Annotated in this window: 12 protein-coding genes; all 12 read left to right on the top strand. The window is 68.9% G+C overall.

The genetic code is table 11. The features are described from left to right. Nucleotide 1 precedes the first annotated feature (1 nt). Complete coding sequence (locus tag NX773_RS10775; protein ID WP_258856327.1) at nucleotides 2-1,462, top strand: O-antigen ligase family protein; 1,461 nt, start codon at nucleotides 2-4, stop codon at nucleotides 1,460-1,462. Then, nucleotides 1,459-3,096: a flippase gene (locus NX773_RS10780; protein WP_258856328.1), complete on the top strand. Its 1,638-nt coding sequence runs from the start codon at nucleotides 1,459-1,461 to the stop codon at nucleotides 3,094-3,096. Before NX773_RS10775 ends, NX773_RS10780 begins: the two co-directional genes overlap by 4 nt. Then, nucleotides 2,981-4,180: a glycosyltransferase family 4 protein gene (locus NX773_RS10785; protein ID WP_258856730.1), complete on the top strand. Its 1,200-nt coding sequence runs from the start codon at nucleotides 2,981-2,983 to the stop codon at nucleotides 4,178-4,180. Before NX773_RS10780 ends, NX773_RS10785 begins: the two co-directional genes overlap by 116 nt. Continuing rightward, a complete protein-coding gene (locus tag NX773_RS10790; RefSeq protein WP_258856329.1) occupies nucleotides 4,170-4,922 on the top strand; it encodes a glycosyltransferase family 2 protein in 753 nt (250 codons plus the stop codon). Before NX773_RS10785 ends, NX773_RS10790 begins: the two co-directional genes overlap by 11 nt. A gap of 289 nt (nucleotides 4,923-5,211) precedes the next feature. Next, the gene (locus tag NX773_RS10795; RefSeq protein ID WP_258856330.1) at nucleotides 5,212-7,440 is read left to right on the top strand and encodes a heparinase II/III domain-containing protein; all 2,229 of its coding nucleotides are present in this window, start codon (nucleotides 5,212-5,214) and stop codon (nucleotides 7,438-7,440) included. A gap of 131 nt (nucleotides 7,441-7,571) precedes the next feature. After that, entirely contained in the window at nucleotides 7,572-8,435 is an 864-nt protein-coding gene (locus NX773_RS10800) for a beta-1,6-N-acetylglucosaminyltransferase (protein WP_258856331.1), read from the top strand. Nucleotides 8,436-8,572: 137 nt separating this feature from the next. After that, nucleotides 8,573-9,790, top strand: a complete 1,218-nt coding sequence (locus NX773_RS10805; RefSeq protein WP_258856332.1) for a glycosyltransferase — start codon at nucleotides 8,573-8,575, stop codon at nucleotides 9,788-9,790. Between the two features lie 18 nt (nucleotides 9,791-9,808). Further along, nucleotides 9,809-11,101 (top strand): phenylacetate--CoA ligase family protein, encoded by a 1,293-nt coding sequence (locus NX773_RS10810; RefSeq protein WP_258856333.1) that lies wholly within the window; start codon nucleotides 9,809-9,811, stop codon nucleotides 11,099-11,101. Between the two features lie 132 nt (nucleotides 11,102-11,233). Then, a complete protein-coding gene (locus tag NX773_RS10815) occupies nucleotides 11,234-12,304 on the top strand; it encodes a glycosyltransferase family 4 protein (RefSeq protein WP_258856334.1) in 1,071 nt (356 codons plus the stop codon). Between the two features lie 5 nt (nucleotides 12,305-12,309). Further along, a complete protein-coding gene (locus NX773_RS10820) occupies nucleotides 12,310-14,259 on the top strand; it encodes a heparinase II/III family protein (protein WP_258856335.1) in 1,950 nt (649 codons plus the stop codon). Between the two features lie 3 nt (nucleotides 14,260-14,262). Then, nucleotides 14,263-15,381 (top strand): non-hydrolyzing UDP-N-acetylglucosamine 2-epimerase, encoded by a 1,119-nt coding sequence (gene wecB / locus NX773_RS10825; protein ID WP_258856336.1) that lies wholly within the window; start codon nucleotides 14,263-14,265, stop codon nucleotides 15,379-15,381. After that, a complete protein-coding gene (locus NX773_RS10830) occupies nucleotides 15,381-16,124 on the top strand; it encodes a WecB/TagA/CpsF family glycosyltransferase (RefSeq protein ID WP_258856337.1) in 744 nt (247 codons plus the stop codon). Before wecB ends, NX773_RS10830 begins: the two co-directional genes overlap by 1 nt. Nucleotides 16,125-16,233: the final 109 nt, after the last annotated feature.

Here is a 16,233-nt window from a genome sequence, read left to right on the forward strand (position 1 = left end):
CATGAACCTGGACACGCTCCTGATCGCCATCTACACCTCGCTGCCGTTCATCATCGTCGTGCTGATCGCGCTCCTGATGGTGGTGGGCATCGGCGTGGGCGTGGTGCAGCCGCGCTTTCTGGCCTACCCGTACCTGGCGGTGTTCTTCACCATGAATTCGACCAGCTACGGCAGCATCATCACCAGCCCGGTGATGTCCAGCGTGTACGTGCGCGGCTCCGGGGTGCTGGTGTTCCCGCTGGTGTTCTATTACGTGCTGGGGGCCTGGTGCTGCGCGCGCGTGTCGGCCGGCTACCAGGGCTACCGCGAGCCGCCGTGCAACCTCAAGCCCTGGTTCTGGGGCTGGTTCTTGCTGCTGGTGGCGCACGCCACGGCCGCCGTGTTCTCCGGCGTGAAGGTGGTGGACGCGCTGTCGGTGGCCGGCTTCTCCAACGTCGTGTGGATGGGGCCGCTCGTGGCGCTGCTGCTGCTGTCGTTCCGCACGCCGGAGCAGACGCGCGAGCTGGGCGACTTCATCGTGCTGGTCGGGCTGGCGCGCGCGCTGTTCGGGCTGGTGCGCTGGGCCGCGTTCGGTGGCGACCCCAACAACGTGTATGCCAACATGAACGAGGTGCCGATCAAGCTCACCTTCTTCGACATCAACGACAGCCTGGTCTGCACGCTGGCGTTCGCCGTGGCGGCGGTGCGCCTGGGCCAGGCCGGGCGATTGCGCCAGTCGCAGTTCTGGTTTGCCGTCCAGTGGGCCACCGTCTGCGCCACCGCGCTGTGCGTGATGCTGGCGATGCGCCGCTCGGGCTGGCTCGGCTTTGCGCTGGCGGCGGCGGTGGTGATGCTGCGCTTTCCGCGCGAGCGCCGGCTCAAGGTGGCCGTGTTCGTCGGCCCGCTGATCGGCGCCGGCCTGCTGTACGCCGCGTCCAAGCGGCTCGGCCAGACCAAAGGCGCGCACGGCGTGGTGTCGCGCCTGCTGTACGACATGCAATCGGGTCGCACCGGCGCCGAGAGCGAGCGCGTGCTCGAGCTCAAGCTGGCGCTGGCCGACTTCCTGTCCAAGCCGTTCACCGGGATCGGCGCCTGGGGGCGCTACACCGGCTACGAGCGCATCGGCTGGCAGAACAATGCCGACGGCGGCACGTTCGTGCACAGCGGCGTGCTGCACATCGCCCTCAAGACCGGCTTGCCCGGGCTGGTGCTGCTGGCCGGGCTGGTCACGGCCTTCATCGTGTTCGCCCGCCGCGCATTGAAGAGTCTGCCGCCGGAGCACCTGCCGCTGGCCACCGCCGGCGTCGCGGGGATCGCTTTCCTGATCCCCGAAATGCTGATCGGCACCCCGATCCCGCAGGTGCGCGGTACCCAGATGATTGCGATCTGCCTGGCGCTGCCTTACCTGGCGGCGGGCGTGTTCCAGCCGGCCACGCCCGTGCCGGCAACCAGCGGGCGGCGCCTCAGGCTGGTGCCCGCATGAAGCTGGACCTGGCGAAGAACGCGCTGTCCAACCTGGCCGGCGCCGTGGTCCCCGCGGCGGTGGCGCTGCTCACCGTGCCGCTGGTGGTAAAGGGGCTGGGCGATGCCGGCTACGGCCTGTACTCGCTGGTGACCGCGATCGTCGGCTATTTTGCGGTGCTCGACATCAACGTGACGGCCGGCTCGGTCAAGTACATCGCCCAGTACAACGCCAGCGCCGAGCGCGAGCGCATCAGCGAGACCATCACCTTCGGCGTGCTGGTGTATGCGGCGCTGGGCCTGGCCGGCGCGCTGGCGCTGTATTTCGGCGCCGAGGCCTTTGTCACCCGTCTCTACGCGGTGCCGCCCGCGCTGCACGAGGAAGCCGTGACCACGCTCAAAGTGGCCGCGCTCGGCTTTTTCATTACCCAGCTCGACAACTACCTCTCCAGCGTGCCGCAGGCGCTGATGCGCTTTGACATCTCGAGCCGCTTCGAGGTGCTGTTCGGGATCCTGGTGCCGCTCTCCACCGTGCTGGTGCTGATGTTCGGCTATGGCCTGGTGGAAGTGATCCTGGTGCGGGTTGCCGCCAGCGCGCTCAATTGCCTGATGCTGTGGCAAGCGATCGGCAACCTGGTGCCCGACCTGGCCTGGCGCATGCCCACCGCGCGCCTGAAGCGCGAGCTGCTCGGCTTTTCCGCCTACTCGTTCTTCTCGCGCTTTGCCACGCTCACCTATGCCCACGCCGACAAGCTGATCGTCGGCGCGCTGGCCGGCGTGGCCCCGCTGGCCTGGTATACGGTGGCCGCCACGCTGGCCAACCGCATCCTGAGCCTGACGTACCGGCTGGCCGGCGTGTTCTTTCCGGCCGCCAGCAGCCTGGCCGCGCGCGGCGAACACGAGCGCCTGAACCGCATCTACCTCAAGGCCAACCGCTACATCGTGTTCATCAACGCCTCGGTGCTGGTGCTGGTGGCGGTGTTCGCCCAGCCGATCCTGTTGTACTGGATGAATGCCGACTTTGCCCGCAACGGCGCGCTGGTGCTGCAGTTGATCGCGCTGTCACAGTTCATCGATTCGCTCACCAACCTGCCTACCCTGGTCAACGACGGCATGGGCCACCCGCGCATCTCCGGCATGTTTGCGCTGGCGCGCGCGGTGCTGGGCACGCTGCTGGTCTGGCTGGGCGTGACGCGCTTTGGCATCGACGGCGCGGCCTGGGGCCACCTGGCCACCTCCACCGTGCTCAGTGCCGGCCTGCTGGTGGTGGTGCACGGGCGCACCGTGCCCAGCCGCCTGTCCGATCTGCTCAAGCAGGCCTACCTGCCCAGCCTGTTCGGCGTGGGTCTGGTGGCGCTGGCGGCCATGCTGCTGCGCCCGCTGGCGCGGCCGGGCGTGCTTGACCTGGTGTTGCTCGTGCTATTGACCGGCGTGCTGCTGGCCGCTGGCGGCGCCCTGTTTGTCCTCGACCGGAACGACAAGGCGCTGGCCCTGTCCAAGCTGAGAAGCTTGCTGTCGAGAGGCCAGCGTGAACATCCTGATGGTCAGCGAGGACTTGCCGGGGGAGCGGATCGGCGGACTGGGACAGCACGTCGTGACCCTGGCCAATGCACTGCTCGAACTGGGACACACGGTGGACATCATGGGCCGGAGTGACCGCCACGGCCCGGGCAGCGCCGCGCAAATCGGCTTTCGCGGCCGCGTGCTGCCCGGTTTTGCGTTCCGCCGTCCCGGCTGGAAAGAAGCGCAGCTGGGCTTTTTCAACCCGCTCAAGCGCCCGTGGTTCGCGCACCGCATCGCGCGCGCCATCGAGCGCGTGGCAGGCCGCTACGACGTGGTGCATTACCACGGCCACCTGCCCATGACCGGGCGCTACCTGCCGGGCACCTTGAACTTCGTGCAGACCCGCCACGACCAGGGCAGCGAATGCCTGATCGCGCTGCGCTTCAAGGACGGCCAGCCGTGCGCGGCGCTCGCTGCGCGCGAGTGCGCCGGCTGCATCCATCCCGGCCCTGGCCCGCTGCGGCGCGCCTTGTCCGGCCGCGCGGTGCGGCGCTATCGTCTGGAGACGGCCGAGGCATTTGCGCGCCACAAGACCATTTTTGTGTCCGATTTCCTGCGCCGCGCCTTCCTGCGCGCGGTGCCCGGCGCCGACCTGTCGCGCGCCTGCGTGATCCACAACTTCGTCAGCTATCCCTATTTGAAGGCGCGCGCCGTGCCGGCAGGGCAGGTGCGGCAGGGCGAAGTGCTGCTGGCCGGGCGCATCGACGCCGGCAAGGGCTTTGGCGAGTTCCTGTCCTGGCTCGATGGCCACTTGCCTGCCGGCAGTCGCGTCGCCATCGTCGGCGACGGCCCGCTCAAGGCCGGCCTGGAACAGCGCCATGCGGGGCCGGCGATCCGCTTTCTCGGCTGGCGGCCCTACGACGAAGTGGTGCGCCGCGCCGCCCGCGCCCACCTGTGCGTGGTGCCGTCGGTGTGGGAGGAGCCCTGCGGCACCACCGTCATCGAGGCGCTCGCGCTGGGCAAGCCCTGTCTGGCGCTGGCGCGCGGCGGCACGCCGGAACTGGCGGCCTGCGCCTGCTATCCCGGCCAGTTGCAGCTGGCCGCCACCATGCCCGAGCTGGTCGCGCACCTGGTCGGGCAGCTCGCGCGCGCGCCGCACACGGCGCCGCTTCCCGACCAATTCCCGATGGACGTGTACCAGACCATCCCCAAGATACTGGAGTGCTATGCCGGCTAAGCCCAAATTCACCATCGTCACCTGCACCTGGAACAGCGCCGCCACGCTGGCCGACACCCTTGCGTCGGTGCAGCGCCAGACCTGCCAGGATGTCGAACACATTTTCGTGGATGGCGGCTCGACCGACGCCACGCTCGACATGATCGCCGCCTATTCCGGCAACAAGCGCGTGCTGCGCGACGTCGGCGGCGGCATCAGCCGCGCCATGAACCAGGGCATCGAGGCCGCGCGCGGCGAGGTGGTCGCGCACCTGCACTCGGACGACTACTACGCCAGCGACGACGTGCTGGCCACCGTGGCCGAGCGCTTCGAGCGCGAGCAGGTCGATTGGGTGTTTGGCAAGGTGCAGGTGCTGCGCGACGGCGAGCTGGTGCCGCCGTATCCGATGCCGCCGTACAGCTACCGCTCGTTCGCCGCCGGCCGCGCCTGGGTGGCGCACCCGGCCGTGTTCGTGCGGCGCGACGCGTTCCGCCGGGTCGGCATGTTCGACGAGAACCTCAAGTATGCGATGGACGTGGACCTGTGGCTGCGCCTGGGCCGCGTGGCGCGTCCAGCGGCAATCGACCGCGCGCTGACGATCTTCCGCGACCACGCCGGCAGCGTGTCCTCGGCCAACAAGATCAAGGCTCGCCAGGAAGAGTTCCGGGTGCGCCGCCGCTACCTGCGCCATGCGCCGCTGGCCTTCGGCATCTACTGCCTGCGCTACATGAAGCGCATGCGCGAGCTGCAACGCGATTGTTAAATATCTGTTTGTTGTCAGCTTGTCTTTTCGGTTCAAAAACAAGCTTTGTCGAACTGAAAATATTGCCCGAACAATGTTGTTTTCTTTGCGTGGGATTTGTGCGATATCTGTGAAAAATCTTTGATTTCTAAGGGGAATTTTCCGCCAATCAACTGGGTTTGCTGTACCATCATTTTCGTTGGTGACGGCCGCCGCGCTACTTCCGGTTCGCTGCGGTCAATTGCAAATTCGTGCCGCCCGCCGGCACGCTGGCCGCCAGCCCAGTCAAAACGATTCTCGGAGTATCCACATGAAATTTCCCCGGAAAGGCCTGGCCCATGCTGTGGCGTTGGCGTCGCTGCTGCTGTCGATGAACGCGCACGCCGACTGGGCCCAGTCCACTGACCCGCTGGTTGTCCAGCCGGCCCCGTCCAACAACCAGGTGCAGCCGCAGAACCCGCCCGGCTTCGCGTGGGCGCGTCACCCCACCGCGCCGGCGCAGTACGAAGTCGAAATCACCCCGGTCGGCGGCACCGCCACCAAGGCCGTGGTCACGCGCAACTGGTACCTGCCGACCAAGGCCCTGGCGCTGGGCAACTACACCTGGCGCGTGCGCCCGGTCAACACCACCGACTGGAGCACCCCGCGCGCGTTCTCGATCACCAGCCGCTCGGTGGTGTGGGAGGTGCCCGACAACGCGACCCTGCGCGCCCGCATCACGGCCAAGGCGCACCCGCGCATGCTGCCGTCCTCGTTCAGTCCGTACTCGGACTGGAGCGCCCAGAAGCACACCGACCTGGACCCGTTTGCCAGCCGCCTGACCAACGAGGTCAAGCTGCAGATCGGCGCGCTGCCCGACCTGTCGGACGCGCGCTGGCCGGTGGTGATCGGCACCCCGCTGACGGCCGCCATGGCCGCCCAGCTGACCGACATCCGCCAGCGCATCAACGAGGCCAGCCGCCAGCTCGAGGCCGCCAGCCTGATGTGGCGCGTCAAGCGCGACCCGATCTTCCTGAACGAAGCGCTCAAGCGCGGCGACCAGCTCGCCGGCCTGGACCCGAACGGCCCCACCAGCTACACCAACCAGGACCAGGCCACGCGCCAGATCGCGCTGTCGCTGATCAAGTCGGTGGACCTGCTGGCCGGCGACCTGGACGCCACCCGCAAGGCCAAGTGGCTGAACATCGTCAAGGTGCGCACCGGCGTGATCTATGACGACCTGTCCGGCGGCAGCGGGCGTCTGGACCAGTACCCGTTCGACTCGCACGGCAACACCGCGATGGTGTTCCTGACCCTGATCTCGACCCTGTCGCTGGGCGACATCGCCGACGCGCCGAAGTGGTTCGACTTCTCGTTCCGCGCCTATGCCAACATTCCCGAGCCGTGGAGCGGCCCGGAAGGCGGCTACGCCCAGGGCACCGCCTACGCCGAATACACGGCCGGCTACTCGATCTCGCTGTGGGACCCGCTGTCGCAGGTGTCCGGCGTGAACCTGTACGCCAAGCCGTGGGCCATCGGCTTCCTCGACTACGCGATGCAGTTCGTGCCGCCAGGTTCGAAGGTGCACGCGTTCGGCGACGGCGACGACACCGAGCCGGACTACCGCGTCTGGCGCGCGTTCGCCTCGCGCCTGGTCAATCCGCGCGCTTCGTGGTACATGAGCCAGCTCCCGGGCTTCGAGGACGCGCTGTCCTACCTGCAGCTGCCGTACCCGCTGGTGACCAACCCGACCAAGATCGCGCCGGGCAACTCGGCGTATTTCCCGAGCATCGGCTGGGCCTCCATGCACAGCGACATCACCAGCCCCTCGCGCGTGTCGCTGTACTTCAAGTCCAGCCCGTACGGCTCGTTCAACCACAGCCACGGCGACCAGAACGGCCTGCTGCTGTCGGTGGCCGGCCAGCCGCTGCTGGTCAAGGCCGGCTGGTACGACTGGTACGGCTCGCCGCTGTGGACCGACTGGTACCGCACCACGCGCTCGTCCAACGCCATCACCTTCGACGGCGGGCAGGGCCAGAACGTGGCCGGCTACCGCGAACAGTTGCAGCACAACGCCAGGATCACCGGCTTTGCGGTCAACGCGGCCTACGATTACTCCGAGGGCGACGCCACCCCGGCCTACGCCGGCGTGCTGACGATGGCCAAGCGCCAGGTCTGGCACCTGCGCGGCGCCAACGACGCGATCCTGGTGCGCGACAGGCTGTCCGCGACCGCCGCCCACACCTATGAGTTCAACCTGCACGCGCCCAGCGTGATGACGGTCGAAAGCCCGCTGTCGGTGAAGATCGCGGCAGGCAACCAGTCGGTGTGCGTGCGCTCGCTGAACAACAGCGCCACCTTCGGCAAGTGGACCGGCCCCGCGCCCAAGTCCGGCGTGACCGAGGACCACGGCGCGTTCTACCTGAAGGGCGCGGCCAACAGCGCCGCCGAGTTCCTGGTGCTGCTGGACGTCGGCTGCCGCCGTCCGGGCGTGGGCATCAGCGTCACCAATGGCGTCAAGACCGTGACCGTGGGCAGCCAGAGCGTGACCCTGAACTGACGTGATGCGCTGGCGCGCGCCAGCCCCGCTGGGCACCGTGCTAGACTCGGTGCACAGCGGCAAAGTCCTCCGCCGGCGGCTGCCGCGGAGGATTTTTTTTTGTTCAAGCAAACGCCGATGCCGCGCCACCGATGAAAGAAGTCTTCCTGATCCACGCCCACAAGGACCTCGACCAGCTCAACGCCCTGGTCGAACAACTGCGCGACGACGACTTCCTGATCTACGTCCACCTCGACCGCAAGTGCGCGATCGACCCGGCCCGGGTGCATCCGGCCGCGCGTCTCGTCCGGCAGCGCGTGGACGTGCGCTGGGGCGGCTTCAGCCAGGTCGAGGCGACCCTGAACTCGCTGCGCCAGGTGCTGGCCGAAGTACCGGATTTCGACAAGGTGGTATTCCTGAGCGCGCAGGATTTCCCCTTGCTGCCCAACGGGCGCCTGAAGCAGGAGCTGGCCCGGCTGGCCGGGCGCGAGCTGCTGGACGCCATGCCGGTGCATCAGGAAGGCTGGCCGGTTGCCTTTCGCTACCAGTATTTCTACCGCGAAGGGGGCAGCCTGCCCGAGCGCCTGGCCTGCGGCCTGGCCAACCGCGTGCTGCGCCTGCTGGGCCGCCAGCGCCGCCTGCCGCGCGGACTGGAGCCCTGGGGCGGCTCGTCCTGGTGGGCGCTGTCGCGCGCATGCGTCGCCATGCTGGTCGAGCGGGCCGGGCAGGACCGCCGCCTGCTGCGTTTCTTCCGCACGGTCCTTTGCCCAGACGAAATGTTCTTCCAGACCCTGGTGATGAACTCGCCACTGCGCGAGCGCGTGCTGGGTGAAAACTTCCGCCACATTCAGTGGCCGGAACGGGGCGCACGCAATCCCAAGATCCTCGACGAAGACGACTTCGAGCGCATCGCCGCCGCCCGAGCCCACTTCTGCCGCAAGCTCGACAGCCGAGCCAGCGCCGGCCTGCTGCCGCGCCTGCGCACCCTGCTGGACAGCCGCAAGCGTCCCGCCTGAGCCGATCTTGTCGCGCATCAGACGCGAAGAACCCCTGCACGCGTAGCATGGACAAGCGCGGTTCCAGTTGCAGTTGTTGAAACGTGCGCGCGGTCCGGTACGCTAGAATCGGGGCAGGGCAACCAGCCAGGGGTGACATGCACAGCAAGCCGCTTTCCATCGCTTTCATCGTACGCGACCCGCTGCCGCCAATCCGCGCCGACGTGCTCACGCTGTTCGGCGCCGAAATGCCGCGCTACGGCATCGCCACCGAACTCGTCGGCCAGTCCGGCTCCAACGCGCCGCAGCCGTGGCACGCCGGCGGCATGCACGTCGTCGGCAGCCTGGCCAGCCGCTTTGCCAGCGTGCTGGCGCCGCTATGGGATCTGTTTGGCCTGGTGCGCGCCTGGCGCCGCGCCCGGCCCGACTGTATCCAGGTGCGCGACAAGATCGCCAGCGGCCTGCTCGGGCGCATGGCCGCCGCGCTGCTCGGCGTGCCCTTCGTGTACTGGATGTCGTTCCCGATCGTCGAAGGCTTCGAGGCGCGCCGCGACGACCTGGCGCGCGGCAACCGCCTGCTGTGGCTGGCCCACGCGCTGCGTGCCGCGCTGTCGCGCCTGGTCATCTACCGGCTGGTGCTGCCGGGCGCGCGCCACATCTTCGTGCAGAGCGAGTCGATGGCAAGCTGGCTGGCCGCCAAGGGCTTCGACCGGGCCCGCATGACGGCCGTGCCGATGGGCGTGGACGCGGCGCTGTTCGACCGCGCGCGCATCCGCCCGGTAGACGACGCGCGCCTGAATGGCCGCCGGGTGGTGATCTACCTCGGGCGCGTGGCCAGGGCGCGCCGCTCCGAGTTCCTGTTCGACGTGGCCGCGCAGCTGCGCGAGCGCATGCCCGAGGTGCTGCTGGTCATCGCCGGCGACGCGCCGTCCAATGACGAAATGGCATGGATGCGCGGCGAGATCGGGCGCCGCGGCTTGTCGCAGCACGTGCTGCTCACCGGCTGGCTGCCGCAGGGCGCCGCGCTCGGCTACGCGGTGCGCGCCGAGGTCGGGCTGTCGCCGATCCCGCGCGGCACCCTGTACGACGTGTCCTCGCCCACCAAGCTGGTCGAATACCTGGCGCTGGGCATCCCCAGCGTGGCCAACGACATCCCCGACCAGCAGCTCGTCATCGACGACAGCGGCGCCGGGCTGTGCGTGCCGATGCAGGCGCACGACTTCGCCGAGGCCACCTTGCGCCTGCTGCGCGACAAGGAACTGGCCGCCGCCTTTGCCGCGCGCGGGCCGGCCTGGGTGCGCGCGAACCGCACCTACGGCATCCTTGGCCAGCGCGTGGCCGAGGCCTACCAGCACATCCTGTCCCGCAACGCCTGATTGCCCCAGGGCGGCGCCATGTGGTCGTATTCCCTCCGGTTGTCGCTGCGCTCGCTGGGCCGGGAACTGGCGCGCAATCTGTGGGGCCGGCTGTTCGTGTACCCGCGCCTGGCGGCCAACGAGCACGACGCGCAAGCGCTGGCGCGCTACATCGCGGCGCGCGCGCGCCGGCTCGGGATGCGGGTCGATGCCGACGGCACCCGGCTGGCGGCGGTCGCGCCGGGCACGCCGCTGCTGGCCAAGGCCCAGCTGCGCCAGCAGCCTGATCGCTTCGTGCGCCCGCGCGGGCCGGGCTCGCTGCTGCGCGCCACCATCCGCACCAGCGGCACCTCGGGTTCGCCGCTCACGCTCGTGCAATCGCTCGGCAACATCATCCGCGAGGAAGCTTTCGTCTATCGGCAATTGCGCTGGATCGGCTTTCGCCACGGCCAGCGGCGCGCATGGATTCGCGGTGACATCGTCTGCTCCGACTTCCCGCACGACGGCCGCTACTGGTGCCGCGACTGGATCGGCAACGCGCTGATGATGTCCTCGTACCACCTGTCCAGCGACACCATCGGCCGCTACATCGACGCGCTCGAACGCTTCGATCCGGTGCTGGTGCAGGCGTATCCGTCGTCGATCGGGGCGCTGGCAGCCTGGCTCAACGCGGCCGGGCGCCGCTACTGCGGGCCTTCGCTCAAGGGCATCATGACTTCGTCGGAAACGCTGGAGCCGGCGGTGCGCGCCGCGGTCGAGCAGGCCTTCGGCACCCGCGTGTACGACTGGTACGGCCAGGCCGAGCGGGTGGCGGCGATCGGCAGCTGCGAGCACGGCCGCTACCACGTGCTGACCGACTACAGCGGCGTGGCGTTGCTCGAGCGCGGCGACGGCACGGCCGAACTGGTCGGCACCACCCTCAACAACGCGGCCATGCCGCTGCAGCATTACCGCACCGGCGACACGGTGGTGCCCGGTTCCGGCGAACCCTGTCCCTGCGGCCGCCTGTTCCCCACCATCGAGGCGATCATTGGTCGCCAGGAAAAGGTCGTCACCCTGCCGGACGGCCGCATGATTGCGCGCCTGGACCGCGTGTTCCAGGGCCATGACCGGCGCGTGGTGGAAGGGCAGGTGCGCTACCTGGGCGCCGGCCGCTTCGTGTTGCGCGTCGTGCCTGCCGCCGGCTTCTCGCGCGCGGACGAGGCGGCGCTCATCCACAAGTTCCTGCTGCGCGTGCCCGGCGTGCGGGTCGCCGTTGAACAGGTGGACGCGATCCCGCGCGGCCCCAACGGCAAGTTCGAATTCGTCGAGGTCGAGGAGGCCGCACCCTAGCCGCTTCTTTGCGCGCTGATGTGAAGCGTGCGCGCCCTGTTTTAACAGTAATGTAACATCGAAACATTGCTGAATTTATAAGAGTCTTGACATGCAGACCATGCGCAAGATGGCGGTGACGAAAGGACAGGCGTGAAGGACCGGGCGCGCGTCCTCATGCTCGGCACCTCGCTCGAGGGGCAGGGCGGTGTCGCCGCCGTGGTGAGTGTGCTGCGCGAGGGCGGCCTGTTCGAACGCGAGCGCGTGCGCTACGTCGCCACCCACGCCGACGGTTCCGGCATGGCCAAGGCGCGCCGCGCCCTGTCCGGGTTCTGGCAGGCCGGCCGCATCTGCCTGTGCCAGCGCCCGGCCATCGTGCACGTGCACTCGGCCTCCAACGCCAGCTTCCTGCGCAAGTCGCTGCTGCTGGCCATCGCCCGCGCGGCGGGCTGCAAGACCATCTTCCACCTGCATGGCGGCGGCTTTCGCGAATTTGCCACTGAACATTCCGGTCCGTTGATGCGGCGCTGGATCCGCCACACGCTCGAGCGCAGTTCCGTCGTCATCGCCCTGTCCGAAGGCTGGGCTGCCTTCCTGCGCGAGTTTGCGCCGCGCGCCTGCGTGGCGGTGCTGCCCAACTCGGTGCCGCTGCCGCGCGTGTCCCAGGGCAGGGCCGAGCCCGGCCGCATCCTGTTTCTCGGCCGCGTAGAAGAAGCCAAGGGCGTGAACGAGCTGCTGCACGCCTGCGCGCTGCTGGCGCCGCGCTTTCCGGCATTGCGGCTGGTGCTGGGCGGCAACGGCGACCTCGACGGCGCACGCCGGCGCGCAGCCGAGCTGGGCATTGCCGACAGGGTCGAGCTGCCCGGCTGGATCGGCCCCGAGGCCCGCGCCGCCGAGCTGGCGCGCGCTCAGCTGTTCTGCCTGCCGTCCTACGCCGAAGGCTTGCCGATGGCCTTGCTCGAAGCGATGGCTGCCGGCCGCGCCGTGGTCGCCACCCGCGTCGGCGCGATTCCCGAGGCGGTGGCGGACGGCGCGAGCGGGATGCTGATCCCGGCCGGCAACACCGACGCACTGGCTGCCGCGCTGGCGCGCCTGCTCGACGATCCCGCGCTGTGCGCGCAACTGGGACGGCGCGCGCGCGCAACGGTCGAACAACACTACAGCCTGGACGCGGTCGGCGCGCGCCTGGGCGCGATCTATCATCAACTCGAGGGGGCAGGATGAGCGGTATGGCACGCATGACGTGGCTGGTGAACCGTTTGCGATGCATGTCCGTGGCCGAGGTGGGCTACCGGGTGCAACAGGCGGCGGTGACCAGACTGGGCAAGCGCATCGACGCGGGCGCGCCGCCGCCGCTGCCGCGTGCGCTGACCTTGCGCCTGCAGGGCGCGCCCGCGCTCGATGCGGCCGAGCGCGCGGCGCTGCTGGACGATGCCGAGCGCATTCTCGCCGGCCACGTGCTGCTGTTCGCCGACCGCCGCTTCGACGTCGGCGCGCCGCCCGCCTGGAACCGCGACCCCGACAGCGGCGTTACCGCGCCGGCCGTCTTCGCCGGCGACCTGCAGGTGACCGACCGCGACAAGGTGGGCGACATCAAGCACATCTGGGAACTGAACCGCCACCTGCACCTGGTGCGGCTGGCCCAGGCCTGGGCGCTCACCGGCGAAGAGCGCTGGGCCAGGGCGCTGGCCGCCCAGCTCAGGAGCTGGCTCGACCAGTGCCCGCCATCGACCGGCCCCAACTGGACCAGTTCGCTGGAGCTGGGCATTCGCCTGATCAACTGGAGCCTGGCCTGGCAACTGTGCGGCGGCGAGGCCGGGCCGCTGTTCGCGGGCGAGGAGGGCGAGCGCCTGCGCGCCGACTGGCTGGCCAGCATCCACGCCCACTGCCGCAGCATCGCGCGCCACCTGTCGCGCCACTCGTCGGCCAACAACCACCTGATCGGCGAACTGGCGGGCCTGTACGTGGCGTCGAGCACCTGGCCGTGCTGGCGCGCATCGCACGGCTGGCGCGAGCAGGCGCGGCGCGAGCTCGAAACGCAGGCCCAGGCCCAGTTTGCGCGCGACGGTGTCAACCGCGAGCAGGCCTTCGCCTACCACGTCTTTTCGAGCGAATTCCTGTTCGTCGCGGGCCTGCTCGGCCAGGCCAGCGGCGAGCCGTTCTCGCGCAACTACTGGGGCGTGCTGCAGCGCGCGCTGCGCTTCCTGCGTTCGGTGATGGACGTGGGCGGCCACGTGCCGATGGTGGGCGACGCCGATGACGGCGCCGTGTTCCGGCTCGACGCCACTGGCGCCAGTCGTGCCGCCCAGCTGCTGGCGCTGGGCGACGCGGTGTTCGGCGGCGGCAGCCACGCGCATCCCGGCGCGCGCTGGCTGCTGCACGCGCTGCCCGGCCCGCGCCCGGACGCGGACGCGCACGAGACCGAAACCGGCTGGGCCTTCCCCGACGGCGGCTACCTGCTGTTCGGGGCCAACTTCGGCACCGCGCGCGAAATCAAGGGCATGCTCGACTGCGGCCCGCTCGGCTACCTGGGCATTGCCGCCCACGGCCACGCCGACGCGCTCGCGCTCACGCTGTCGGTGGCTGGCGAAGAGTGCCTGGTCGATCCCGGCACCTATTCGTACTGGCAGGCGCAGAAGTGGCGCGATTATTTTCGCGGCACGGCGGCGCACAACACGGTGCGCATCGACGGCCTGGACCAGTCCGTTTCCGGCGGGCGCTTCATGTGGCTGAAGAAGGCCGGCGCCGCGATCGAGCGCATGCCGCAGTCGCCGCACGACTTCGATTTCCGCGGCTCGCACGACGGCTACCAGCGCCTGGCCGACCCGGTGCGCCACGTGCGCAGCGTGCGCTTCGACGGCGCCAGCCACACGCTGGTGGTGCGCGACGAAGTGGCGGCGCGCCGGCCGCACGAGGTCGAATTGTTCTGGCATTTTGCGCCGGAACTGAACGTGCGCCTGACCAGCACCGGCCTGTCCGCGCGCGGCAAGGGCTTCACGCTGCAGATGCAGGCCGTGGGCGCCGACCTGAAGCTCGAACTGGTGCGCGCGGCCGAGCATCCGCCGCTCGGCTGGATCTCGCGTAGCTATGAGGCAAAGGAACCGTGCGACGTACTTCGTATCACAACGGTATCGTCCGCAGTGCCGGTTGAATGCCGCTTCACCATCAACTTCATCTAGAAAATGTCAAACGATAACAAGCTACTCTACCTCGTCGCCGGTGCGCGTCCCAACTTCATGAAGATCGCGCCGATCGTCCGTGCCCTCCAGGCGCAGGACAGGCTGACCTTCAAGATCATCCACACCGGGCAGCACTACGACCGCGACATGAACGACGTGTTTTTCGAAGAGCTGGGCATCCCGCAGCCCGACGTCTTCATGGCTGCCGGCGGCGGCAGCCACGCGCATCAGACCGCCAGGATCATGGTCGGCTTCGAGGAATTGTGCACGGCCGAGCGCCCCGGCGCGGTGCTGGTGGTGGGCGACGTCAACTCCACGCTGGCCTGTTCGATCGTCGCCAAAAAGCTGAACATCCCCGTCGCCCACGTCGAGGCGGGCCTGCGCAGCGGCGACATGGCCATGCCCGAGGAAATCAACCGCCTGGTCACGGACAGCATCTCGGACTGGTTCTTCGTTACCGAGCCGTCGGCAGTGGAGCACCTGCGCCGCGAGGGCAAGCCTGAAGCCGCCATCCACTACGTTGGCCACGTCATGGTGGACAACGTGCTGTTCCAGGCCGACAAACTGTCCCGCTCGGACACCTCAGGTTTCGAGACCAGCGCCTTCAAGGCCCGCCAGGCGGAGCAGGGTGGCCGCTACGGCGTGGTCACGCTGCACCGCCCCAGCAACGTGGACGACGCCGCCACCTTCACCCGCATCGCCGGCGCCCTCAGGGAGATTGCCGCCGAGCTGCCGCTGGTGTTCCCGGTGCACCCGCGCACCCGCGCCAACATCGACAGGTTCGGCATCGACCTGGGTCCCGACATCACGCTCGCCGGCCCCCAGGCCTACATGGCCTTCCTCAACCTGTGGAAAGACGCGGCGGTGGTGCTCACCGACAGCGGCGGCCTGCAGGAAGAGACCACCGCGCTGGGCGTGCCGTGCGTGACGATACGCGAGAACACCGAGCGCCCGGTCACGGTGGACGAGGGCTCCAACGTGCTGGCCGGCACCGACCCGGCCACCATCGTGCGGGAAGCGCGCAAGGTGCTGCGCGGCGAAGGCAAGCAGGGCCGCCGCCCCCACCTGTGGGACGGCAAGGCCGCCGAACGCATCGTCGCCATCCTGGCCGGGGAGGTCTGATGGGAGAGCGCATCACGTTGATGGGCTGCCAGGTCGACAACCTGTCGATGGAGGAAACGCTCGGCCGCATCGAGCAGTTCATCCAGTCCGGCCAGCCGCACCAGCATGTGGTGGTGAACGTGGACAAGCTGGTCAAGGCCAGCCGCGACCCCGGGCTGCGGCAGATCATCAACGAATGCGCGCTCATCAACGCCGACGGCATGCCCGTGGTGTGGGCCTCGCGCCTGCTCGGCAAGCCGCTCAAGGAGCGCGTCGCCGGCGTCGACCTGTTCGAGGCGCTGATGCGGCGCGCCGGCGAAAAGGGCTGGCGCGTGTTCCTGCTGGGCGCGCGCGAGGAAGTCGTGAGCAAGGTCGCCGACACCTACCAGCGCAAGTATCCGCGCCTGGTGCTGGCCGGCTACCGCAACGGCTACTGGAAGGGCGAGGCCGAAGAGCTTGACGTCGCGCGCCAGATCCGCGACAGTAGGGCCGATTTGCTGTTCGTTGCGATCAGCTCGCCGAAGAAGGAGCAATTTCTCGGCCGCTACCAGGCCGAGATGAAGATCCCGTTCGCGATGGGTGTCGGCGGCACCTTCGACGTGGCCATTGGACGCGTCAAGCGCGCGCCCGTGTGGATGCAGAAGTCGGGCCTGGAATGGTTCTACCGCTTCCTGCAGGAGCCGCGCCGCATGTTCCGCCGCTACTTCATCGACGACATGGCCTTCATCTGGCTGTTCATCAAGGAGGCGGCGCGAAAACCGTAGCCGCCTGCATTCCGTAGGGTGGGCGGGTTTCCCGCCCACGCGTTCCACGGCGGCTCGCGTCGCCGCACAGGCCATTTATGCATGGTTTGCACGCGTGGGCAGGCAACCT

The sequence above is a fragment of the Massilia solisilvae genome (assembly GCF_024753215.1).
GTDB classification, from domain to species: Bacteria; Pseudomonadota; Gammaproteobacteria; order Burkholderiales; family Burkholderiaceae_D; genus Telluria; species Telluria solisilvae.